Source organism: Pseudochelatococcus contaminans (genome assembly GCF_014195635.1).
GTDB lineage: Bacteria > Pseudomonadota > Alphaproteobacteria > Rhizobiales > Beijerinckiaceae > Pseudochelatococcus > Pseudochelatococcus contaminans.
Genome location: NZ_JACICC010000004.1, coordinates 360,093 through 377,860 on the forward strand (window position 1 = coordinate 360,093; position 17,768 = coordinate 377,860).

At 61.1% G+C, this 17,768-nt stretch carries 15 protein-coding genes; 11 read left to right on the forward strand and 4 right to left on the reverse strand.

The window, feature by feature from the left end:
• Positions 1 to 288 precede the first annotated feature (288 nt).
• The gene (locus tag FHS81_RS10255; protein WP_183752595.1) at positions 289 to 1,497 is read left to right on the forward strand and encodes a helix-turn-helix transcriptional regulator; all 1,209 of its coding nucleotides are present in this window, start codon (positions 289 to 291) and stop codon (positions 1,495 to 1,497) included.
• Positions 1,498 to 1,687: 190 nt separating this feature from the next.
• Here the strand turns inward: FHS81_RS10255 and ribB are convergent, their stop codons facing one another.
• From ribB to acpS, 3 genes are all read right to left on the reverse strand, one after another.
• On the reverse strand, positions 1,688 to 2,989 hold the full coding sequence (gene ribB, locus FHS81_RS10260; protein WP_183752598.1) for a 3,4-dihydroxy-2-butanone-4-phosphate synthase: 1,302 nt from the start codon (positions 2,987 to 2,989) through the stop codon (positions 1,688 to 1,690).
• 93 nt (positions 2,990 to 3,082) lie between these two features.
• Positions 3,083 to 4,201, reverse strand: coding sequence for a chorismate synthase (gene aroC / locus FHS81_RS10265; protein ID WP_183752600.1), 1,119 nt, complete (start codon positions 4,199 to 4,201; stop codon positions 3,083 to 3,085).
• A gap of 598 nt (positions 4,202 to 4,799) precedes the next feature.
• Positions 4,800 to 5,207 (reverse strand): holo-ACP synthase, encoded by a 408-nt coding sequence (acpS, locus tag FHS81_RS10270; protein ID WP_183752601.1) that lies wholly within the window; start codon positions 5,205 to 5,207, stop codon positions 4,800 to 4,802.
• A gap of 402 nt (positions 5,208 to 5,609) precedes the next feature.
• Here acpS and rpsF point away from each other — a divergent pair, with 402 nt between their 5' ends.
• The 10 genes from rpsF (at position 5,610) to guaA (ending at position 16,879) form a co-directional block, all read left to right on the forward strand.
• Entirely contained in the window at positions 5,610 to 6,074 is a 465-nt protein-coding gene (rpsF, locus tag FHS81_RS10275) for a 30S ribosomal protein S6 (protein ID WP_183752602.1), read from the forward strand.
• 2 nt (positions 6,075 to 6,076) lie between these two features.
• A complete protein-coding gene (rpsR, locus tag FHS81_RS10280) occupies positions 6,077 to 6,319 on the forward strand; it encodes a 30S ribosomal protein S18 (protein WP_183752603.1) in 243 nt (80 codons plus the stop codon).
• A gap of 190 nt (positions 6,320 to 6,509) precedes the next feature.
• A complete protein-coding gene (locus FHS81_RS10285) occupies positions 6,510 to 7,445 on the forward strand; it encodes a DUF2232 domain-containing protein (RefSeq protein ID WP_183752604.1) in 936 nt (311 codons plus the stop codon).
• Positions 7,446 to 7,509: 64 nt separating this feature from the next.
• Positions 7,510 to 8,079, forward strand: a complete 570-nt coding sequence (gene rplI, locus FHS81_RS10290; protein WP_183752605.1) for a 50S ribosomal protein L9 — start codon at positions 7,510 to 7,512, stop codon at positions 8,077 to 8,079.
• Positions 8,080 to 8,255: 176 nt separating this feature from the next.
• The gene (locus tag FHS81_RS10295; RefSeq protein WP_183752607.1) at positions 8,256 to 9,599 is read left to right on the forward strand and encodes an SAM-dependent methyltransferase; all 1,344 of its coding nucleotides are present in this window, start codon (positions 8,256 to 8,258) and stop codon (positions 9,597 to 9,599) included.
• A gap of 102 nt (positions 9,600 to 9,701) precedes the next feature.
• Positions 9,702 to 11,195: a replicative DNA helicase gene (locus tag FHS81_RS10300; protein WP_183752609.1), complete on the forward strand. Its 1,494-nt coding sequence runs from the start codon at positions 9,702 to 9,704 to the stop codon at positions 11,193 to 11,195.
• A 12-nt stretch (positions 11,196 to 11,207) separates the two neighbouring features.
• Positions 11,208 to 12,620 (forward strand): DNA repair protein RadA, encoded by a 1,413-nt coding sequence (gene radA / locus FHS81_RS10305; RefSeq protein WP_183752611.1) that lies wholly within the window; start codon positions 11,208 to 11,210, stop codon positions 12,618 to 12,620.
• Positions 12,621 to 12,696: 76 nt separating this feature from the next.
• Positions 12,697 to 13,320, forward strand: coding sequence for a CvpA family protein (locus FHS81_RS10310; protein ID WP_183752613.1), 624 nt, complete (start codon positions 12,697 to 12,699; stop codon positions 13,318 to 13,320).
• A 451-nt stretch (positions 13,321 to 13,771) separates the two neighbouring features.
• Positions 13,772 to 15,253: an amidophosphoribosyltransferase gene (purF, locus tag FHS81_RS10315; RefSeq protein ID WP_246374944.1), complete on the forward strand. Its 1,482-nt coding sequence runs from the start codon at positions 13,772 to 13,774 to the stop codon at positions 15,251 to 15,253.
• A gap of 51 nt (positions 15,254 to 15,304) precedes the next feature.
• Positions 15,305 to 16,879: a glutamine-hydrolyzing GMP synthase gene (gene guaA / locus FHS81_RS10320; RefSeq protein WP_183752617.1), complete on the forward strand. Its 1,575-nt coding sequence runs from the start codon at positions 15,305 to 15,307 to the stop codon at positions 16,877 to 16,879.
• A 72-nt stretch (positions 16,880 to 16,951) separates the two neighbouring features.
• On the opposite strand, the gene phnE is transcribed toward guaA, so the two are convergent.
• The gene (phnE, locus tag FHS81_RS10325; protein ID WP_183752619.1) at positions 16,952 to 17,767 is read right to left on the reverse strand and encodes a phosphonate ABC transporter, permease protein PhnE; all 816 of its coding nucleotides are present in this window, start codon (positions 17,765 to 17,767) and stop codon (positions 16,952 to 16,954) included.
• Position 17,768: the final 1 nt, after the last annotated feature.

Genomic DNA, 17,768 nt, shown 5'->3' on the forward strand with positions numbered 1-17,768 from the left:
ACACAGGGCCAGCAGCAAATCTGGCGGCACAGGTACAGGCAAAACCAAAAATACAACCCTCGATTGCAATTAATGCGCGAGGTATGCAATCTAAGGTTGCAAATACACGTGGAGCGTGTATTGTTCCTGTGACATAAGCGACATGCTTCGCTGTCAGGTTGCGCAATTATGACGATTCTGACACAGTTCCGCCAGAAATAAGTATTGAAGTGTTACGGTCAAGGTAACAACGGAATGATGACGGGTGGAATCAAGATTATAGACATTCTAAATAAGGAATTTCCTGGAATGAACATGATTGCTGACGAAGCGCATGAGCACCGCCGCAAGAGCTTCCAGGGCTCACTGTCCGGGATGACGCACCTTCCCGATGCGGATGACGGCGAGTTGATGCTGGGCATCACTGACGCGGCCACGTTCAACCGCGTTTGTGGACCGCTGCTGGCTGCAACGGCAGACCCGACAGATGCTTCATTTGCAGCTCAGGTTCTTATGTCAGCCGAAGTGTTGGCCATCGACGCCAGTCACTCACGACAGGTAAGGCATGTCGCAACATCCCGCGCCGCCAGGCAGACATTTGTCACCGTTCTGTTTTCCCGCCGGGGCTTGGTGTCGCTGCGGCTTGGCGGCACGTTCCATCGGCTGGATGTGGCCATCATTGGCCCGGACACGGACTTTACAGTTCTCCCGGACGATGAGGGAGGCACATGCCTGACGGGAGCATTGGTGATCCGGTCACTTCCGGAAATCGCGGCCCTGCTTCGCGGCACGGTAATAATATCTGGTGCGGCGCCCTGTCAGACGGATGGCGACTGGCGCAATGGCCTACGCGTTGTGGGCGAGCGCCTGCTGCGCAGTATGGACCTGACCAATGATTATGCGGATACCGATAGAGTTCGCGACACACTCTTTTTGGAAGAATTGATCCGCAATTATATCCGCGCGCTTCTTCCGGCGAAAGACGGCACCTCCATTGCGGGTGGACGGATCATCGTACCATCGTGCCGCCGTCGCGATCTTGTGACCACGGTGCAAAACTACCTGCGCGACCATGCCGGCGATACCGACGTAACGCCTGCGCGGCTGGCCCGTCATTGCGCCGTATCTGTGCGCAAGCTTTACAATGCATTTTCGGAGGCTGGCCTATCGCTACGCGCGACCGTGTTGAGTTATCGGCTGGAAGAAGCCCGCCATCAGCTCCATGCACAGATGGCGACAAAAGTAGCCTCGATTGCGCATGACGCCGGTTTTCGCGATGTCTCGACATTTTATCGCAACTTCCGGCGCGAGTTCGGCTTTGCACCCCGCCGCTGCAACGATACAGGCGAACCAGGGGACGCCGTTGAGTCGTCGGAGTTTGCACCTGAGGCAACAGCCCGCGCCCGCTTGAACCTGTCGAAGGTCGGCAGCGCGCCCACGAACACATTATTCAAAATGCAGCCGCGCCGTCACAAGAAACCGTTCAGTCTTCTGCCAACACCTGCGCGCCGCCCCTAGATGCAGTTTGTGTTCAAGTCGACTCATCGCGTTGGAAGCAAGTTGCGGTGAAAGATCGAATCTGGAGCGCATGTTCTGATAGCGTCAGAACATCCGGCGCTCTGGAAGCAGGCGTCGCCACGAGACAACCGTCATGAGAAGCCGTAACCGGATGCCCCGCCGCTGATCACGCAGCGGGACATCCAGCACCTTATTTTTCCAGAACAGTCGTGCGGGAGATCGTGATGCCGAAGCCGGACAGCCCGACATAATCGCGCGCTGAAGTCGCCACGTTATCAATCGAGGACACACCAAGATCGCGCAGGATTTGCGCGCCAAGCCCCACCTCGTGCCACTGCCGCACACGTTCCGCTTCGGTGCCTTCGGGCTCATCCGGGCGGTTGACGGGAACACCGGCAGTACCGTCGCGCAAGTAGACCAGCACCCCGCGCCCCTTCTGCCGGAAGTAGTCCAGCGCTCTGTGCAGGGATTTTCCGCCGAAAATATCGCCGATCACATCAGCCCTGTGCAGCCGCGCCGGCACATCCTCACCGCTGCTGATGTCGCCATAGACGAACGCGAAATGATGCACATCGTCGAATTGCGTAATGTAGCCGTAACCCGTGAGTTCGCCGAATTCAGCCTGTACGGGGAACGTGCCGACACGCTCGACAAGCCTTTCCCGCGCCTGACGATAGGCGATAAGGTCCGCGACGGAAATACGCTTCAGACCGTGCTCAAGAGCGAAAGCATCGATCTGCTCGCCCTTCATCACCGTGCCATCGTCGTTGGCCAGTTCACAGATCGTGCCGACCGGGGGCAGACCTGCAAGGCGGCACAGGTCCACGGCCGCCTCGGTATGGCCGGAACGCATGAGCACGCCGCCATCGCGTGCGATCAGCGGAAAAACATGGCCGGGGCGCACGAAATCGCCCGGGCCCATGGCGGGATTCGCCAACGCCCGCACCGTGTTGGCACGCTGCTCGGCGGAAATGCCAGTAGTCAAGCCGTGGCGAACGTCGACGGTGACGGTAAATGCGGTGCCGAGCGGGGCATCGTTCGTGGCGACCATCGGCTCCAGCCGCAGACGGCGGGCCTCATCCGACGAAACCGGCGCGCAAACAATTCCGCATGTGTGCCGGATGATGAACGCCATCATCTCCGACGTGCACAATGAGGCCGCACAGATAAGGTCGCCCTCGTTCTCACGGTCATCATCATCGGTCACGATGACGATTTCACCGCGCTTGAAAGCCTCGATGGCTTCCTTAACCGATTGGGTCATCACACTCTCCTGAAGGTCAAAATCCCGTAGGCCGAATGGCGCGCCGAGAAAGTCGTTCGGCGTCACGGCTCCGCGCGTTTCGCGCAGCACAAGCTCGGCCGTCTCGCGTGACAGCCAACCCGCGCTGTTGTTGCACAACTGCGTAACTGCCGCCGGCGAAACACCGATGCGACGCGCAAACTCTACGCGCGGGATGCCATTGATATCGAGCCACTTCGCCAGTTTCATGGAAACATGCTACGGGCAGGAGCGATTTAGTTCAACTAAAATAGTTTCACAGAAGCAGCGATGTGCGATCAAGCACAATTTAATGCTGCTGAATTAGCTATCCTGCTGCGGCCATTGCGGGGTTTGCCCCACCTGCCCCCGGTGACGCAGATAATGATCCGCGATTGCGCAAGCCACCATAGCCTCGCCCACCGGCACCGCGCGAATGCCAACACAAGGGTCATGACGCCCCTTGGTCATGACATCCATTTCGGCTCCGGTGCGATCAACACTCCGGCGCTGCGTCAGGATGGATGATGTCGGCTTGACGGCAAACCGCGCGACGATTGGCTGCCCGGTGGAAATTCCGCCGAGAATGCCCCCGGCATGGTTGGAGAGAAAGGCCGGAGCGCCGGCATTCCCGGCCCGCATTTCATCGGCATTTTCCTCGCCGGTGAGCGCAGCAGCGGCAAAGCCAGCGCCGATCTCAACCCCCTTCACGGCATTGATGCTCATGAGAAGGGCAGCGATATCCGCATCCAGCTTGCCATAAAGCGGCGCACCCAGCCCGACCGGGACACCTTCCGCGACGATTTCGACAACCGCGCCGACGGAAGACCCGCTTTTGCGGATATCATCGAGATAAGCGGCAAAAGTTTCAGCCGCGACGGCATCCGGTGAGAAAAACGGATTGCGCGCCACCTCGTCCCAATCAAACCTGTTGCGGTCGATCGTATGTGGACCGATCTGCACCAGCGCCCCGCGCACGACCAGACCCGGCACGACCTTGCGAGCGATTGCCCCTGCTGCGACCCGCATCGCCGTCTCCCGCGCGGAGGAGCGACCGCCGCCGCGGTAATCACGGATGCCATACTTGGCCTCGTAGGCATAATCGGCATGGCCGGGCCGATAGGTATTGCGAATGTCGCCGTAGTCCTTGGAGCGCTGGTCAACGTTTTCGATCACCAGACCGATAGGCGTGCCGGTTGTCACCTGCTCTCCGGTTTCCGGATCTTCGAAGACGCCGGAGACGATCCGCACCCGGTCAGGCTCCTGCCGCTGGGTGGTGTAGCGCGACTGGCCAGGCCGCCGGCGGTCAAGGTCAGCCTGAATATCCGACTCGGTCAGCGGAATACGAGGCGGAACGCCGTCCACAACCGCGCCGATCTGCGGACCATGGCTCTCACCGAACGTGGTGACGCGAAACAGGTGACCGAACGTGTTATGCGACATGACAACCAATCCACCGCACCGTGCCCCTCCCGCTCGTCAGCGCGGAGACAGGCACGATCTCAAAAAACAAAGCCCTATCAACGGAACAGGCCGGAACGAAACCAGAATCAACCTGCAATGCAGACCTGCGCACTCCATAAACGAAGCCGTTTCCGGACGATAGGGCATCATACAAAAAAACAGGTATCATTTTTCGCTGGCATATCGACGGAAAATCCCTCTGCATCATCTGATGACCGACATAACGCCTGAAAAAGCGATTGGCGCGTCAATCTGCCGCGAGCCCGCCAATCGCCCCGACATGCCACTGACGCATAATGATGCAATAAGGACAGGATGCATGTCCTATCGTGAAATCAAGGCATTGTAACGATTTTGGCGTGATCGTGGCAAAATTCATCCATAAATGCGACTGATCAGTCGCGAAAGCGCAATCTTGGTATTCCAAATTTGCATGCACAACCCCTTGCCATATTCTGCGATCCGGGTATTGTTGCATTGCGATATGGCTCTGCCTATCGCTGCCCTTCTTGGGCGTTTCCTCCCTAGACTTGGGCCGCATGCTTTGCATGTGGCCCCTTTTTTTATCTGTACAGCATCATGCATGCGAGTCGGGCAGTGCCTCGATGATGACGAATGCCTGAGCCAGCGGCGGATCGTCTGTCAGGGAGACGTGAACGACGGCGCGATGTCCAGGGGGCAGCATTGCTGCAAGTCTCTCGGCCGCTCCACCCGTCAAACGCATGGTGGGCTTGCCACCCGGCAGGTTGACCACCTCCATGTCACGCCAGAACACCCCGTGCGATAAGCCGGTTCCTAGCGCTTTGGCACATGCTTCCTTGGCAGCGAATCGGCGAGCGTAAGATGGCGCACGCGCCGCTCTGCGATCGGACTTCGCCCGCTCCCCCTCGGTAAAGATGCGATGGGTGAATCGCTCTCCGAAGCGCTCCAGCGTCCGGGTAATGCGGTTGATATCGCAGAGGTCGGAACCGATACCGACGATCATGGGGCCTCATCCTTCCTGATGATTGCAGTGACATGCTTTATATATAGGGGCGCAAGAAGCGGCCATCCCGTTGATATGGATAACCGGCGTGTCCAGATCGATATGTGCTGAACCGGTCAAGGCGGGAAAGGTTCGCGAAAACCTCAGGCACAATGCTTGCGGGAGAAAAGCGGCATCAATTCCCGGTTATGGCCTTGCTCCGGGTGTGGTTGTGGTGTATGTGCCCCTCTTCGCGTTATCTCCGGCTGGGGGCTGAACGGACGGTGCCTTGATAGGCATGAGGGTTTTATCCCTTTTCGTCCCGTGTCTCCGCCTTCGACGCAACACCGCTCGGGCCTTGGTGACGGGGCTCGAAGGGCTTTGCGCCGGAGAAACGTTTGGTTCAGAACTGAAAGGCCACGAATGTCTCTTTACGAGCATATTTTTCTGGCGCGCCAGGATGTGACAGCGCAGCAGGTTGAAGCGCTTGTCGAACAGTACAAGGGCGTCATCGAAGCACACGGCGGCAAGGTCACGAAGATCGAGCCGTGGGGTATCCGCGCGCTTGCCTACCGCATTCGCAAGAACCGCAAGGCTCACTTCACCCTTCTCAACCTCGACGCGCCGGCTGATGCCGTTGCGGAGGTCGAGCGCCTGCAGCGTCTGAACGAAGACGTGCTCCGCTCGCTCACCATCCGCGTCGAAGAGCTTGAGGAAGGCCCGTCCGTCATCCTCCAGAAGCGTGACCGCGACGACCGTCGTGACCGTGAAGGCGGCGGCTTCGAGCGTGGCGGCGGTCGTTTCGACCGTGGCGACCGCAACGACCGTGGCCCGCGTCGCGAGAACACGCGCGACGAAGCCAGCGCTGACGATTCCGAGGAGAACTGAGCATGACCACTGGAGCCGCTCCGCGCCGCCCCTTCTTCCGCCGCCGCAAGACCTGCCCGTTCTCCGGCGCAAATGCCCCGAAGATCGACTACAAGGACACGCGTCTGCTGTCGCGCTACATCTCCGAGCGTGGCAAGATCGTTCCTTCGCGCATCACCGCCGTTTCGGCGAAGAAGCAGCGTGAACTGGCCCGCGCCATCAAGCGCGCCCGCTTCCTCGGCCTGCTGCCTTACGTGATCGCCTGATCTGTTTCAGGTATTTCAGAGATCAGCAGCCGCGCCATAATGGTGCGGCTGTTCACAATGAATACGAGTCGCTTTTTCGTGCGTGCGCAGGTTGCTCTTTCGAGCATGGTTATGTCGCAAACTGCAGAAAAAGCTTGTTGAGGCGGATAAACCGCTTCTAACCCTGCACAGGCAGCGGGACAGCTTGACGATGGCAATGATACTTCTCATAGGCACGGGGGCGGGCCTTGTCTCAGCCCTCCTGTTCGGCGTCGTGGCGACCATGTCGCTGCTGGCCATGTTGCTGTCTTATATCGCCCCCCTCCCCATTCTGATCGCCGCTTTGGGCTGGAACCACCGTTCCGGACTTGTCGCGGCAATTGTCGGCTCGCTCGTCTGCGCTATTTTTCTCGCGCCGGCAGCCGGGGCTGTATTCGCCATTGCCGTCGGCGCGCCGGCGTGGTGGCTTGCCTATCTGGCGCTTCTGGGGCGCAGCGATGCCGCGGGGAACCTCGAATGGTATCCGCTTGGCCGCCTTCTGGTGTGGATTGCCGCGACAGCCACACTTATCACACTCATCGGCGCGATTGCCCTTGGTCCCTCCTTCCCCGACTACAGGAACGGGGTGGAGGAGATGATTCGCGCCATGATCGGCAGCGGGCCAACGCATCCCGACGAGGCGGAAATCGCCACGCTCGTCAGCCTTGTAGCGGCTGCGGTGCCGTTGGTTGCGGCGACGACATTCACCTACATGCTGACCATCAACCTCTGGATCGCGGCATATACGGTGCGCGTATCGGACAGGCTGCCGCGTCAGTGGCCATCCATTCCAGAAACGCTGCTGCCGCGCGAGGCTCTGATCATCGTCGCATTCGCGGCTATCGGCACTGCCATCCTGCCCGGATATAGCGGGCTTGCAGCGACGGCGGCACTTGGCGGAATGGGCGCAGCGCTATCCCTGCAGGGGTTGGCGAGCATCCATCTGGCAACGCGCGGAAACCGCGCCCGCCCTGTTCTGCTTGCCATCCTTTACGCATCGCTGCTGCTGCTGTCGGTTTGGGTCGTTGCGGTTCTGGCAATCGTCGGAGCACTCGCGGTCGCTCTGCGCCAGCGTGCGGGCGCGCCCAAACCTCCCTCATCTCGGTGAACTGCCGTATCTCGGCGACCACTCGCTGAATTTTTAAAAAAGACGAACCTCAAGGAGATCAACAATGGAAGTCATTCTGCTCGAACGCGTAGCCCGTCTTGGCCAGATCGGCGACACCGTCCGCGTCAAGGACGGTTACGCACGCAATTTCCTGCTGCCGCGCGGCAAGGCGCTGCGCGCCACGGAAGGCAATAAGCAGCGCTTCGAAAACCAGCGCTCGCAGCTTGAAGCCCGCAACCTCGAACTGCGCAAGGAAGCGGAAGCCGTTGGCGAGAAGCTCGACGGTCAGAGCTTCGTTCTCATCCGTCAGGCTGGCGAGTCCGGCGTGCTTTACGGCTCCGTGGCCGCGCGTGACGTTGCTGAATCGCTGACCGAAGGCGGCTTCAGCGTCAATCGCCAGCAGATCGTGCTGCACACGCCGATCAAGACGCTGGGCCTGCACACGGTGCCCGTCAGCCTGCACCCGGAAGTCGAAGTCAACGTTACGCTCAACGTGGCCCGTAGCCCCGAGGAAGCAGAGCGTCAGGGCCGCGGCGAGGACGTGCTGGCTCGCGAAGAGCTGGACCTCGACGAGCTTGGCCTGGAAGTCGGCGCGGCACTGGCCGACGCTGCCGAAGACGACGAAGCCGTCTGATCCGCGACGCAATCTGCCGGGGCATCTCCCCGGCAAGTCATCCACCTGCGATGGCTGGATGGCGCTGACAAAGCTGATGTATCGGCTAATATTGAAGGGGGACGCATCAGCGTTCCCCTTTTTTATTCATTGTGATATGGTGACTTGATCAATAATCTGATTTCACGGGGTCGGCAATGGCTAGGTGGTTACAGTTTGCTCTCAGTCGTCTGATCAGACAGGGAACTCTCAGCGTAACGGTTGGCAAGGAGCCGCCGTTTCAGGTCGGTGATGGCTCCGGTCTGCCGGTTGCCATTCACATCCGCGATGCCCGCGCCTCGCGGCGCCTGCTTCTCAACCCGGACCTGACGCTGGGCGAGTTGTACATGGACGGCGATCTCGTTGTAACGGCGGGAGATATCGGCGATCTGGTGGCGCTTGCGATGCGCAACGTCAACAGCGGTCTCAGGTTTGCGCCAATCAAGATGCAGCGGATCTGGCGGCGTGTTTTCCGGGTGTTCGAGCAGTTGAACTTCGCCAGCCGCTCCCGCCGCAATGTCGCCCACCATTACGATCTGGACGGGAAACTCTACCGGCTTTTTCTGGACCCGGACCAGCAGTACTCATGCGCGTACTTTGACGGCCCTGTCGAGAGCCGGCCGCCCACGCCCTATACAGTTGCGTGCCGGGACGGAACCGTCGTTCCACCTCCCCCGCCGGCTGATGGCCTCGATGAAGCGCAACTTGCCAAGAAGCGTCACATCGCTGCCAAACTGCTTGTCAAACCTGGGCAGAGAGTGCTCGATATCGGCAGTGGCTGGGGCGGGCTTGGATTATATCTGGCGCAGAACTGCGGAGCGGACGTTACTGGCGTGACGCTATCGACGGAGCAGTTCACGGTGTCCAACGAACGCGCGCAGGCACTGGATCTGGCGGACAAGGCGCGCTTTTCACTCACCGATTATCGCAGCCTCGACGGGCGCTTCGACCGCATCGTCTCGGTCGGCATGTTCGAGCATGTCGGCGTGCCTTATTTCCAGACCTTTTTCGACAAGGCGGCGGGTCTGCTGGCCGAAGACGGCGTGATGCTGCTGCATGCCATCGGCCGCTCTGACGGTCCCGGCACCACCAATTCATGGATCGCCAAATATATCTTCCCCGGCGGCTACATCCCGGCGCTGTCCGAAGTGCTGCCGGCCATCGAACGCTCTGGCCTGATCGTCACGGATATCGAAATTCTGCGGCTGCACTATGCCGAGACGCTCAAGGCGTGGCGAACCCGCTTCCATCAACGGCGCGAGGAGGTCGAAGCGCTGTATGACGAGCGATTTTTCCGCATGTTCGACTTTTACCTCGCCGCGTCGGAGATGGCTTTCCGCTATGACGGGATGATGGTTTTCCAGATCCAGCTTGCCAAGCGGCAGGACGCCGTACCGTTGACGCGCGATTATATTCCGCGCGGGGAGGCAAGCTTGCGCGAAACGGAGCAAGCCGCGCGCGCCTTGAAGGAAAGAGCGCCGCCCGGTGCAAAGCGGGGATAGATTCCCCGCCAATCGCGAATCGCATACGCAACGTGTACAGATCCATTTTACCATCGGGTGATGGCACCGGCTGTTGCGCTGCCGGTGTTCACTGGGGGAAACATGAGCATCGTCAGCACGCTTGCGGGCCGCCTTGAGGCGGACACCGAACTCCAGTATCGGCAGGCCCCGCACAACATCGACGCGGAACAGGCGCTGCTGGGCGCCATCCTTGTCAATAACGACGCTTACTTCCGCGTGTCCGACTTTCTTGACCCCCCGCATTTCCAGGAGGATATCCACCGGCGCATTTTCGAGGTGGCATCCTCGCTGATCAAGGCCGGCAAGATCGCGACCCCGATCACGCTGAAAACCTTTCTCGGCGATCACGATCTCGGCGGCATCACGATTCCGCAATATCTCGCCCGGCTGGCCGCCGAGGCGACCACGGTCATCAATGCCGAGGATTACGGCCGCACCATTCACGATCTTGCCGTGCGCCGCGAGTTGATCAATATCGGCGAGGATATCGTCAACACCGCTTACGACGCCCCTGTCGACGCAACCCCGCGCGACCAGATCGAATCGGCGGAACAACGGCTGTACAAGCTGGCGGAAACCGGCCGCTACGACGGCGGGTTTCTGCGCTTTTCGGATGCGCTGACATCGGCGATCAATGTCGCCGCCGCCGCCTACAAACGCGACGGCAACCTCTCCGGCATCGCGACCGGCCTTACGGATGTGGACCGCACGATGGGCGGGCTGCAATCGTCGGACCTTATCATCCTCGCCGGACGTCCCGGCATGGGTAAGACAGCGCTGGCCACCAACATCGCCTTCAACGTCGCGCGCTCGTGGCGCGGCGAGAAGCAGCCAGACGGCTCGCTGAAAACCGTGAACGGCGGCATCGTCGGTTTCTTCTCGCTGGAAATGTCCGCCGAACAGCTTGCGACCCGTATCATCGCGGAACAGTCGGGGGTGCCGTCCTACAAGATCCGGCGCGGCGACATCGCCGAGGATGAGTTCTATCGCGTGTCGGACGTGGCGCGCGAAATGCAGATGCTCCCGTTCTACATCGATCAGACCGGCGGCATCTCCATCGCCCAGCTCGCCGCGAGGGCGCGGCGTCTCAAGCGCCAGCGCGGGCTGGATTTTCTGGTGGTGGACTACCTGCAACTGCTGTCCGGCTCATCGAAGCGCGGCGAGAACCGCGTGCAGGAGCTGACGGAGATCACCACGGGCCTCAAGGCGCTGGCCAAGGAACTCACGGTGCCGATCATGGCGCTGTCGCAGCTGTCGCGTCAGGTGGAAAACCGTGACGACAAGCGCCCGCAGCTCTCGGACCTGCGCGAATCCGGCTCCATCGAGCAGGATGCCGACGTGGTGCTTTTCGTTTTCCGCGAGGAATACTATCTCAAGAACAAGGAGCCCAAGATGGGCACCGAGGAGTATTTCAAATGGCAGACCGAGATGGATCAGGCCCACGGCACGGCTGAACTCATCATCGGCAAGCAGCGCCACGGCCCCACGGGCACCGTGCGCCTCGCCTTCCAGGCTGACGTGACGCGCTTCGGCAACCTCGCCAGCGACGATCACCTGCCCGATCATCATATGTAACGGATCGTACCTTTGGCGAAATCGCCCTCATATATATGTCAGAGTTGCGGCGCGGTGCACACGCGCTGGCAGGGCAAGTGCGACGCCTGCGGCGCATGGAACTCCCTCTCGCAGGAATCCGCAGCCGCGCCCGTCACCGGGGCGAAAGCCAGCGCCCGGGGCAAGGGGCGCGTTTTCGCGCTTGAGGGACTGGCCGGGGCCAGCCTGGAAACGCCGCGGCTGGTATCCGGGATCGCGGAGCTGGATCGCGTCACCGGCGGTGGTTTCGTGCCGGGCTCGGTCATCCTGATCGGCGGCGATCCTGGCATCGGCAAGTCCACGCTGCTGACGCAGACATGTGCCGCGCTCGCCGGGCGGGGCAGCCGCGTGGTTTATATCTCCGGCGAGGAAGCTGTGGCGCAGGTGCGCCTGCGCGCCGAGCGGCTCGGGCTGACGAAGATGCCTGTGGAACTGGCGGCGGAAACCAACGTGGAGGATATCATCGCCACGCTGTCCGCCGGGCCGCCGCCGGGGCTGCTGGTGATCGATTCGATCCAGACCATGTGGAGCAGCGCCATTGAGGCCGCCCCCGGCACGGTGACGCAGGTGCGCGGCAGCGCGCAATCGCTGATCCGTTTCGCCAAGACCACCGGCGCATCGGTGATTCTGGTCGGTCACGTGACCAAGGACGGGCAGATCGCCGGCCCGCGCGTTGTCGAGCACATGGTGGATGCCGTGGTCTCGTTCGAGGGCGACAGCGGCCATCACTTCCGCATTCTGCGCGCGGTCAAAAACCGTTTCGGCCCCACGGACGAAATCGGCGTATTCGAGATGACAGGCCACGGATTGGCGGAAGTGGCGAATCCATCGGCGCTGTTTCTGGCAGGACGCGATCTTTCCGCCCCCGGAGCGGCGGTGTTCGCGGGTATGGAGGGTACGCGCCCGCTGCTGGTGGAAATTCAGGCACTCGTCGCGCCTTCCTCGCTCGGCACGCCGCGACGGGCTGTCGTGGGATGGGATCCGGCGCGGCTTTCGATGGTGCTGGCGGTGCTTGAAGCGCGCGGAGGGCTCAAGCTGGGGCAGCACGATGTCTACCTCAACGTGGCAGGCGGGCTACGCGTCAATGAGCCTGCCGCCGATCTCGCCGCCGCCGCCGCGCTCGTGTCGTCGCTGGCCGGTGCGCCGTTGTCGCCGGAATCCGTCTATTTCGGCGAAATCGGCCTCTCCGGCGCGGTGCGCCCGGTGGCGCAGGCCCCTGCCCGGCTGAAGGAGGCCGGCAAGCTCGGTTTCGCGCGCGCTATCGTGCCGGCCAACCTCAAGGACGTCACCGATGGCGCGCCGCTGGCGCTCTCCAGCATGAGCCATATTGCCGATCTCGTGGCCGCGATAGCGGCGCAACGTCCACAGGCCGGCAGAGAAAGGCGCGCGGCCTCGCTCGACAGGTGACGCGGCGCGATTATGCCGCTATACACACTCTCGTTTTCAGTTCATCCCTTGCCCATTGCATTCAAGGTGCCGGCCAATGCCCATCGCTCTGCTTGATCTGATCGTCATCGGCGTCGTGCTGATATCCGCGCTGCTCGCGTCCGTGCGCGGCGTGACGCGTGAGACGCTGGCGATCGCCTCGTGGGTTGCCGCCGCCATCGCGGCCTTTTACCTGCACCCGTTCGTGCTGCCGCATCTGGAGCCTTACATCAGCAACCCCACCGTGGCGCAGGTGGCATCCATCGCAGCGGTGTTCATCGTCGTGCTGGTGCTGGTGTCCTTCGTGACGGTGCAGATTTCCGACCTCATCCTCGATTCGCGCATCGGCGCGGTGGACAGGTCGCTCGGGTTTGTGTTCGGCGCATTTCGCGGCATCCTGATCTGCGCCATCGCATTCCTGTTCTTCAACTGGCTGGTGAAGCCGGAAGCGCAACCCGAATGGGCGCGCGACGCCAGATCCCGCCCCCTGCTGCAAAGCACCGGCAACGCCCTTCTGGGCTTGCTGCCGGCCGATTTCGGCGACCGGATCCTGCAGAAAGTCTCGCCCCAGCGCGGCGGTGAGGATGCAGCCCCGGCCGACACCGATCCCGGCCAGCGCAGCGGCGGCAATGGAGACCAGATCCAGCAGCTGCTTCTCACGCCTCCGGCGGGAACACAGTAAGATAGCGGTGTGGCCGAATCGGTGGATGCGGTCGCAAGCTGTCCATGCACCGGGTCGTCATATGACAATCCTGTGAAGCAAGTCTGCCGTGCGCGCAGGGGACTGGCAATTTGGATGCACATCGCGCACATGAAGCGGGCGTGACAGGCTGAAAGCGTGAGGCCGTGGCATGCCCGGTTCAGGCATGGATCTGCGGTCCCTGCTAGAGCATTTCGGCATTTCGTTGAAACGCCAAAATGCTCTATCCTTTTGGTTTGACGCGTTTTTCTTCACGCAAGGCGGTATCCACTTTGCTTGAAAACGCTTTAGAAACGGTTTGCGTTCAGGCCGATGCCTCGAATTGAACGCAGGTTGCTGTAAAACACAGATGACGGAGCGCATGGCGATGCAATCAGCCGACCCAGCGCTTCAGTTCGTAACTGGACGGATGGCTTCTGCCGGGGGACATGCAATGGTCAATCATCGATCGGTCAATCCGCTCTCCGATGACTGTTTCGATCTTGATGAAGACACGCTGCACGAGGAGTGCGGCGTTTTCGGTATTACGGGTCATCCGGAAGCCGCGACGATCACCGCTCTCGGCCTGCATGCCCTGCAGCACCGGGGACAGGAAGCCACCGGCATCGTATCGTTCGATGGCGTCCGATTTCATTCCGAACGCCACCTGGGGCTGGTCGGCGACAACTTCTCCGACCCCCAGGTGATGGCGCGTCTTGCCGGCAGTTCGGCCATCGGGCACGTACGTTATGCCACCACTGGCGAAACGATGCTGCGCAACGTCCAGCCACTGTTCGCGGAGTTGTCCGGGGGCGGTTTCGCCGTCGCGCATAATGGCAATCTGACCAACGGCCTTACCTTGCGTCGTGAGCTGGTCAATCAGGGGGCGATCTGCCAGTCCACGAGCGACACCGAGGTCATCCTGCATCTGGTCGCCCGCAGTCGCCAGATACGCTTCGTCGACCGTTTCATCGATGCGTTGAAGCAACTCGAAGGGGCATATTCCTTCGTCGGGCTGACCAACAAGAAATTGGTCGGCGCGCGCGATCCGCTCGGCATTCGCCCTCTGGTTCTGGGCCAGCTTGACGGCCATTACATCCTCGCGTCCGAAACATGCGCGCTTGACATCATTGGCGCTCAGTTCATCCGCGATATCGAGAATGGCGAGGTTGTTGTCATCGACGAGAACGGCATCGAATCAATCAAGCCGTTCGGTCAGCGACCCGCCCGGCCCTGCATTTTCGAATACATTTATTTCTCGCGGCCGGATTCCATCGTTCACGGCCGCAGCGTGTATGACGTGCGCAAGAAGATGGGCGCGCAGCTCGCCATCGAGGCCCCGGCAGAGGCCGATGTGGTCGTGCCCGTTCCCGATTCCGGCGTGCCGGCGGCAATCGGTTATGCGCGCACCTGCGACATTCCCTATGAGCTGGGCATCATCCGCAATCATTACGTGGGCCGCACGTTCATTCAGCCGACGCAGTCCGTGCGCGAGCTAGGGGTGCGCATGAAGCATTCCGCCAACCGCGGCGCGGTCGAAGGCAAGAGCATCGTGCTGGTAGACGATTCCATCGTGCGCGGCACCACCTCGAAGAAGATCGTGCAGATGATGCGCGACGCCGGCGCACGGGAAGTTCACTTCCGCATCGCCAGCCCGCCGATCGCCCACCCGGACTATTACGGCATCGATACGCCGGAAAGCGACAAGCTGCTGGCCGCCAGCCACACTGTGGAAGAAATGCGTCAGATCATCGGAGCGGACTCGCTCGCGTTTCTCTCTGTGGACGGCATTTATCGCGCGTGTGGCTATCAGGGCCGTAACCCGGTTACACCGCAGTTCTCCGATCACTGCTTCACGGGTGATTATCCCACGCCGCTCACGGATATCGAGGGCGAGACCCCACGCCGAGCAGCTTTGTTAGCCGAAGCCGGCTGAAACAACGCGTTCATATAAGCCTGTTCCGCCAACCGACAAAGACCGAGACCCATGACCGAACCGTCCCACGACAAGATCCTCATCGTCGATTTCGGCAGCCAGGTAACGCAGCTCATCGCCCGGCGCGTCCGCGAGGAGCGGGTTTATTCGGAAGTGGTGCCCTACACCCGCGCGGCGGAGGCATTTCGCACGCTGAAGCCGAAGGGAGTCATCCTGTCCGGCAGCCCTGCTTCCGTGACGGAGGACTTCAGTCCGCGCGCCCCGCAGGAGATTTTCGAGGCAGGCGTTCCAGTCCTTGGCATTTGCTATGGTCAGCAAACGCTGGTTGCCCAGCTTGGCGGCGCCGTCGAAAGCGGCCACCACCGCGAGTTCGGGCGGGCGGAAGTCGAGGTCAAGTCGGAAAGCGCGCTTTATGATGGTGTCTGGCGCGTCGGCGAAGACTACCCGGTGTGGATGAGCCACGGTGACCGGGTTACGCGGCTGCCGGAAGGCTTTTCCGTGGTCGCAACGTCCGAAAACGCGCCCTACGCTGTCATCGCCGATGAAGCGCGGCATTTCTATGGTGTGCAGTTCCACCCGGAAGTCGTGCACACACCGCACGGCGCCGGCCTCATCCGCAACTTCGTTCGCAACATCGCCAAATGTACGGGTGATTGGACGATGGCCGCGTTCCGCGCGGAAGCGACCGCCCGCATCCGCGAGCAGGTGGGCGACAGCCGCGTGATCTGCGCATTGTCGGGCGGTGTGGATTCCGCAGTGGCGGCGGTGCTGATTCACGAGGCAATCGGTGACCAGTTGACATGCGTCTTCGTGGATCACGGCCTGTTGCGCCTTGGTGAGGCCGAGCGTGTCGTGCAGCTTTTCCGCGATGCGTACAACATTCCGCTGGTGCATGTTGAAGCGCAGGAGCTGTTCCTCGAAGAACTGAAGGGCGTCACCGACCCCGAAACGAAGCGCAAGATCATCGGCAAGCTGTTCATAGATGTGTTTGACGCCGAGGCGCGCAAGCTCAAGGAACGCGATGGCCGGGCTGTCGACTTCCTCGCGCAGGGCACGCTTTATCCTGACGTCATCGAGAGCGTGAGCTTCACCGGCGGTCCATCGGTGACGATCAAGAGCCATCACAACGTCGGCGGCCTTCCCGAGCGCATGAACATGAAGCTGGTGGAGCCGCTACGGGAACTGTTCAAGGATGAGGTGCGCAACCTCGGCCGCGAGCTTGGTTTGCCCGAGGTCTTCGTCGGCCGCCACCCCTTCCCCGGCCCTGGCCTGGCCATCCGCTGCCCCGGCGAGATCACGGCGGAAAAGCTTGAGATCCTGCGTCACGCCGACGCTGTTTATCTGGAAGAGATTCGCCGCGCCGGTCTCTACGATGACATCTGGCAGGCTTTCGCGGTGCTTCTGCCAGTGCGTTCTGTCGGCGTGATGGGCGATGGCCGAACCTACGAACACGTTCTGGCCCTGCGCGCCGTAACGTCGGTCGATGGCATGACAGCCGACTTCTACGCCTTCGACATGAACTTCCTTGGCCGCGTGGCAACGCGAATCATCAATGAAGTCAAAGGCATCAACCGCGTCACCTACGACATAACCTCAAAGCCGCCCGGCACCATCGAGTGGGAGTGAATTAAGATCGGCTTCATTCTATAACAGCTTGCGTTCAGTTCCGGTCATGGAGCTGAACGCAAGTGAGCGCTATCAGATGATCGCTTGCCGCACCCGCGCCGACACCCATTCGGAGATGATGACGGTGGCGAGGATGACGATGAAGATCGTTGTTACCTGCGGCCATGCCAGAACGTTGAGTGAGGATTGCAGGTTGAGGCCAAGGCCCCCTGCCCCGACGAGCCCGAGAATCGCCGACTCGCGGATGTTGATATCCCAACGGAACACCATTGAGCTGATGAACGACGGCAGCACCTGCGGCACGATAGCGTAATCGATGATCTGCAGCGACGTTGCGCCGGTGGCCGAAACCGCTTCCACCTGCTTTTCATCAATCTCCTCGATGGCTTCATAGAGCAGTTTGCCGATGAAGCCGATGGAGCGCAGTGCGATGGCGATAATGCCGGCCAGCATGCCCGGCCCGAGGATCGACACCAGCAGCAATGCCCAGATGAGCGAATTGATCGACCGTGACGCCACGATGATGAACAGCGCCACGGGCCGCGCCACCACATGGCTGGGTGTGGTGTTGCGGGCGGCGAGGAAGGCGATGGGAACCGCGATAGCCGTGCCGAGCAACGTGCCGAGGGTCGCCATGTTCAGCGTGTCCCACAGCGGCTTCCACAACTGGTTGATATAGGACCAGCGTGGTGGGAAGGCGCGTGACAGGATGTCCGCCCCTTGCGTCGGCGCATCATAGACGAAGACCCACATGGTGTCTTTCGTCATGATCTGCCAGCAAAAGACGAAGAATGCCACCAGCGCCAGCCACGCGGCAAAGCCGATGATGTCCCGCGTCGGCGTGTAGCGCCGCCAGTTCCGTTCCCCATTGATGATCGTAACCGGCATG

Coding starts and splice junctions, on each gene's coding strand:
- guaA (WP_183752617.1), top strand. CDS start 15,305: ATGACCGAACCGTCCCACGACAAGATCCTCATCGTCGATTTCGGCAGC.
- FHS81_RS10310 (WP_183752613.1), top strand. CDS start 12,697: ATGCCCATCGCTCTGCTTGATCTGATCGTCATCGGCGTCGTGCTGATA.
- FHS81_RS10255 (WP_183752595.1), top strand. CDS start 289: ATGAACATGATTGCTGACGAAGCGCATGAGCACCGCCGCAAGAGCTTC.
- FHS81_RS10285 (WP_183752604.1), top strand. CDS start 6,510: ATGGCAATGATACTTCTCATAGGCACGGGGGCGGGCCTTGTCTCAGCC.
- purF (WP_246374944.1), top strand. CDS start 13,772: ATGGTCAATCATCGATCGGTCAATCCGCTCTCCGATGACTGTTTCGAT.
- rpsR (WP_183752603.1), top strand. CDS start 6,077: ATGACCACTGGAGCCGCTCCGCGCCGCCCCTTCTTCCGCCGCCGCAAG.
- aroC (WP_183752600.1), bottom strand. CDS start 4,201: ATGTCGCATAACACGTTCGGTCACCTGTTTCGCGTCACCACGTTCGGT.
- FHS81_RS10300 (WP_183752609.1), top strand. CDS start 9,702: ATGAGCATCGTCAGCACGCTTGCGGGCCGCCTTGAGGCGGACACCGAA.
- phnE (WP_183752619.1), bottom strand. CDS start 17,767: ATGCCGGTTACGATCATCAATGGGGAACGGAACTGGCGGCGCTACACG.
- ribB (WP_183752598.1), bottom strand. CDS start 2,989: ATGAAACTGGCGAAGTGGCTCGATATCAATGGCATCCCGCGCGTAGAG.
- acpS (WP_183752601.1), bottom strand. CDS start 5,207: ATGATCGTCGGTATCGGTTCCGACCTCTGCGATATCAACCGCATTACC.
- FHS81_RS10295 (WP_183752607.1), top strand. CDS start 8,256: ATGGCTAGGTGGTTACAGTTTGCTCTCAGTCGTCTGATCAGACAGGGA.
- rpsF (WP_183752602.1), top strand. CDS start 5,610: ATGTCTCTTTACGAGCATATTTTTCTGGCGCGCCAGGATGTGACAGCG.
- rplI (WP_183752605.1), top strand. CDS start 7,510: ATGGAAGTCATTCTGCTCGAACGCGTAGCCCGTCTTGGCCAGATCGGC.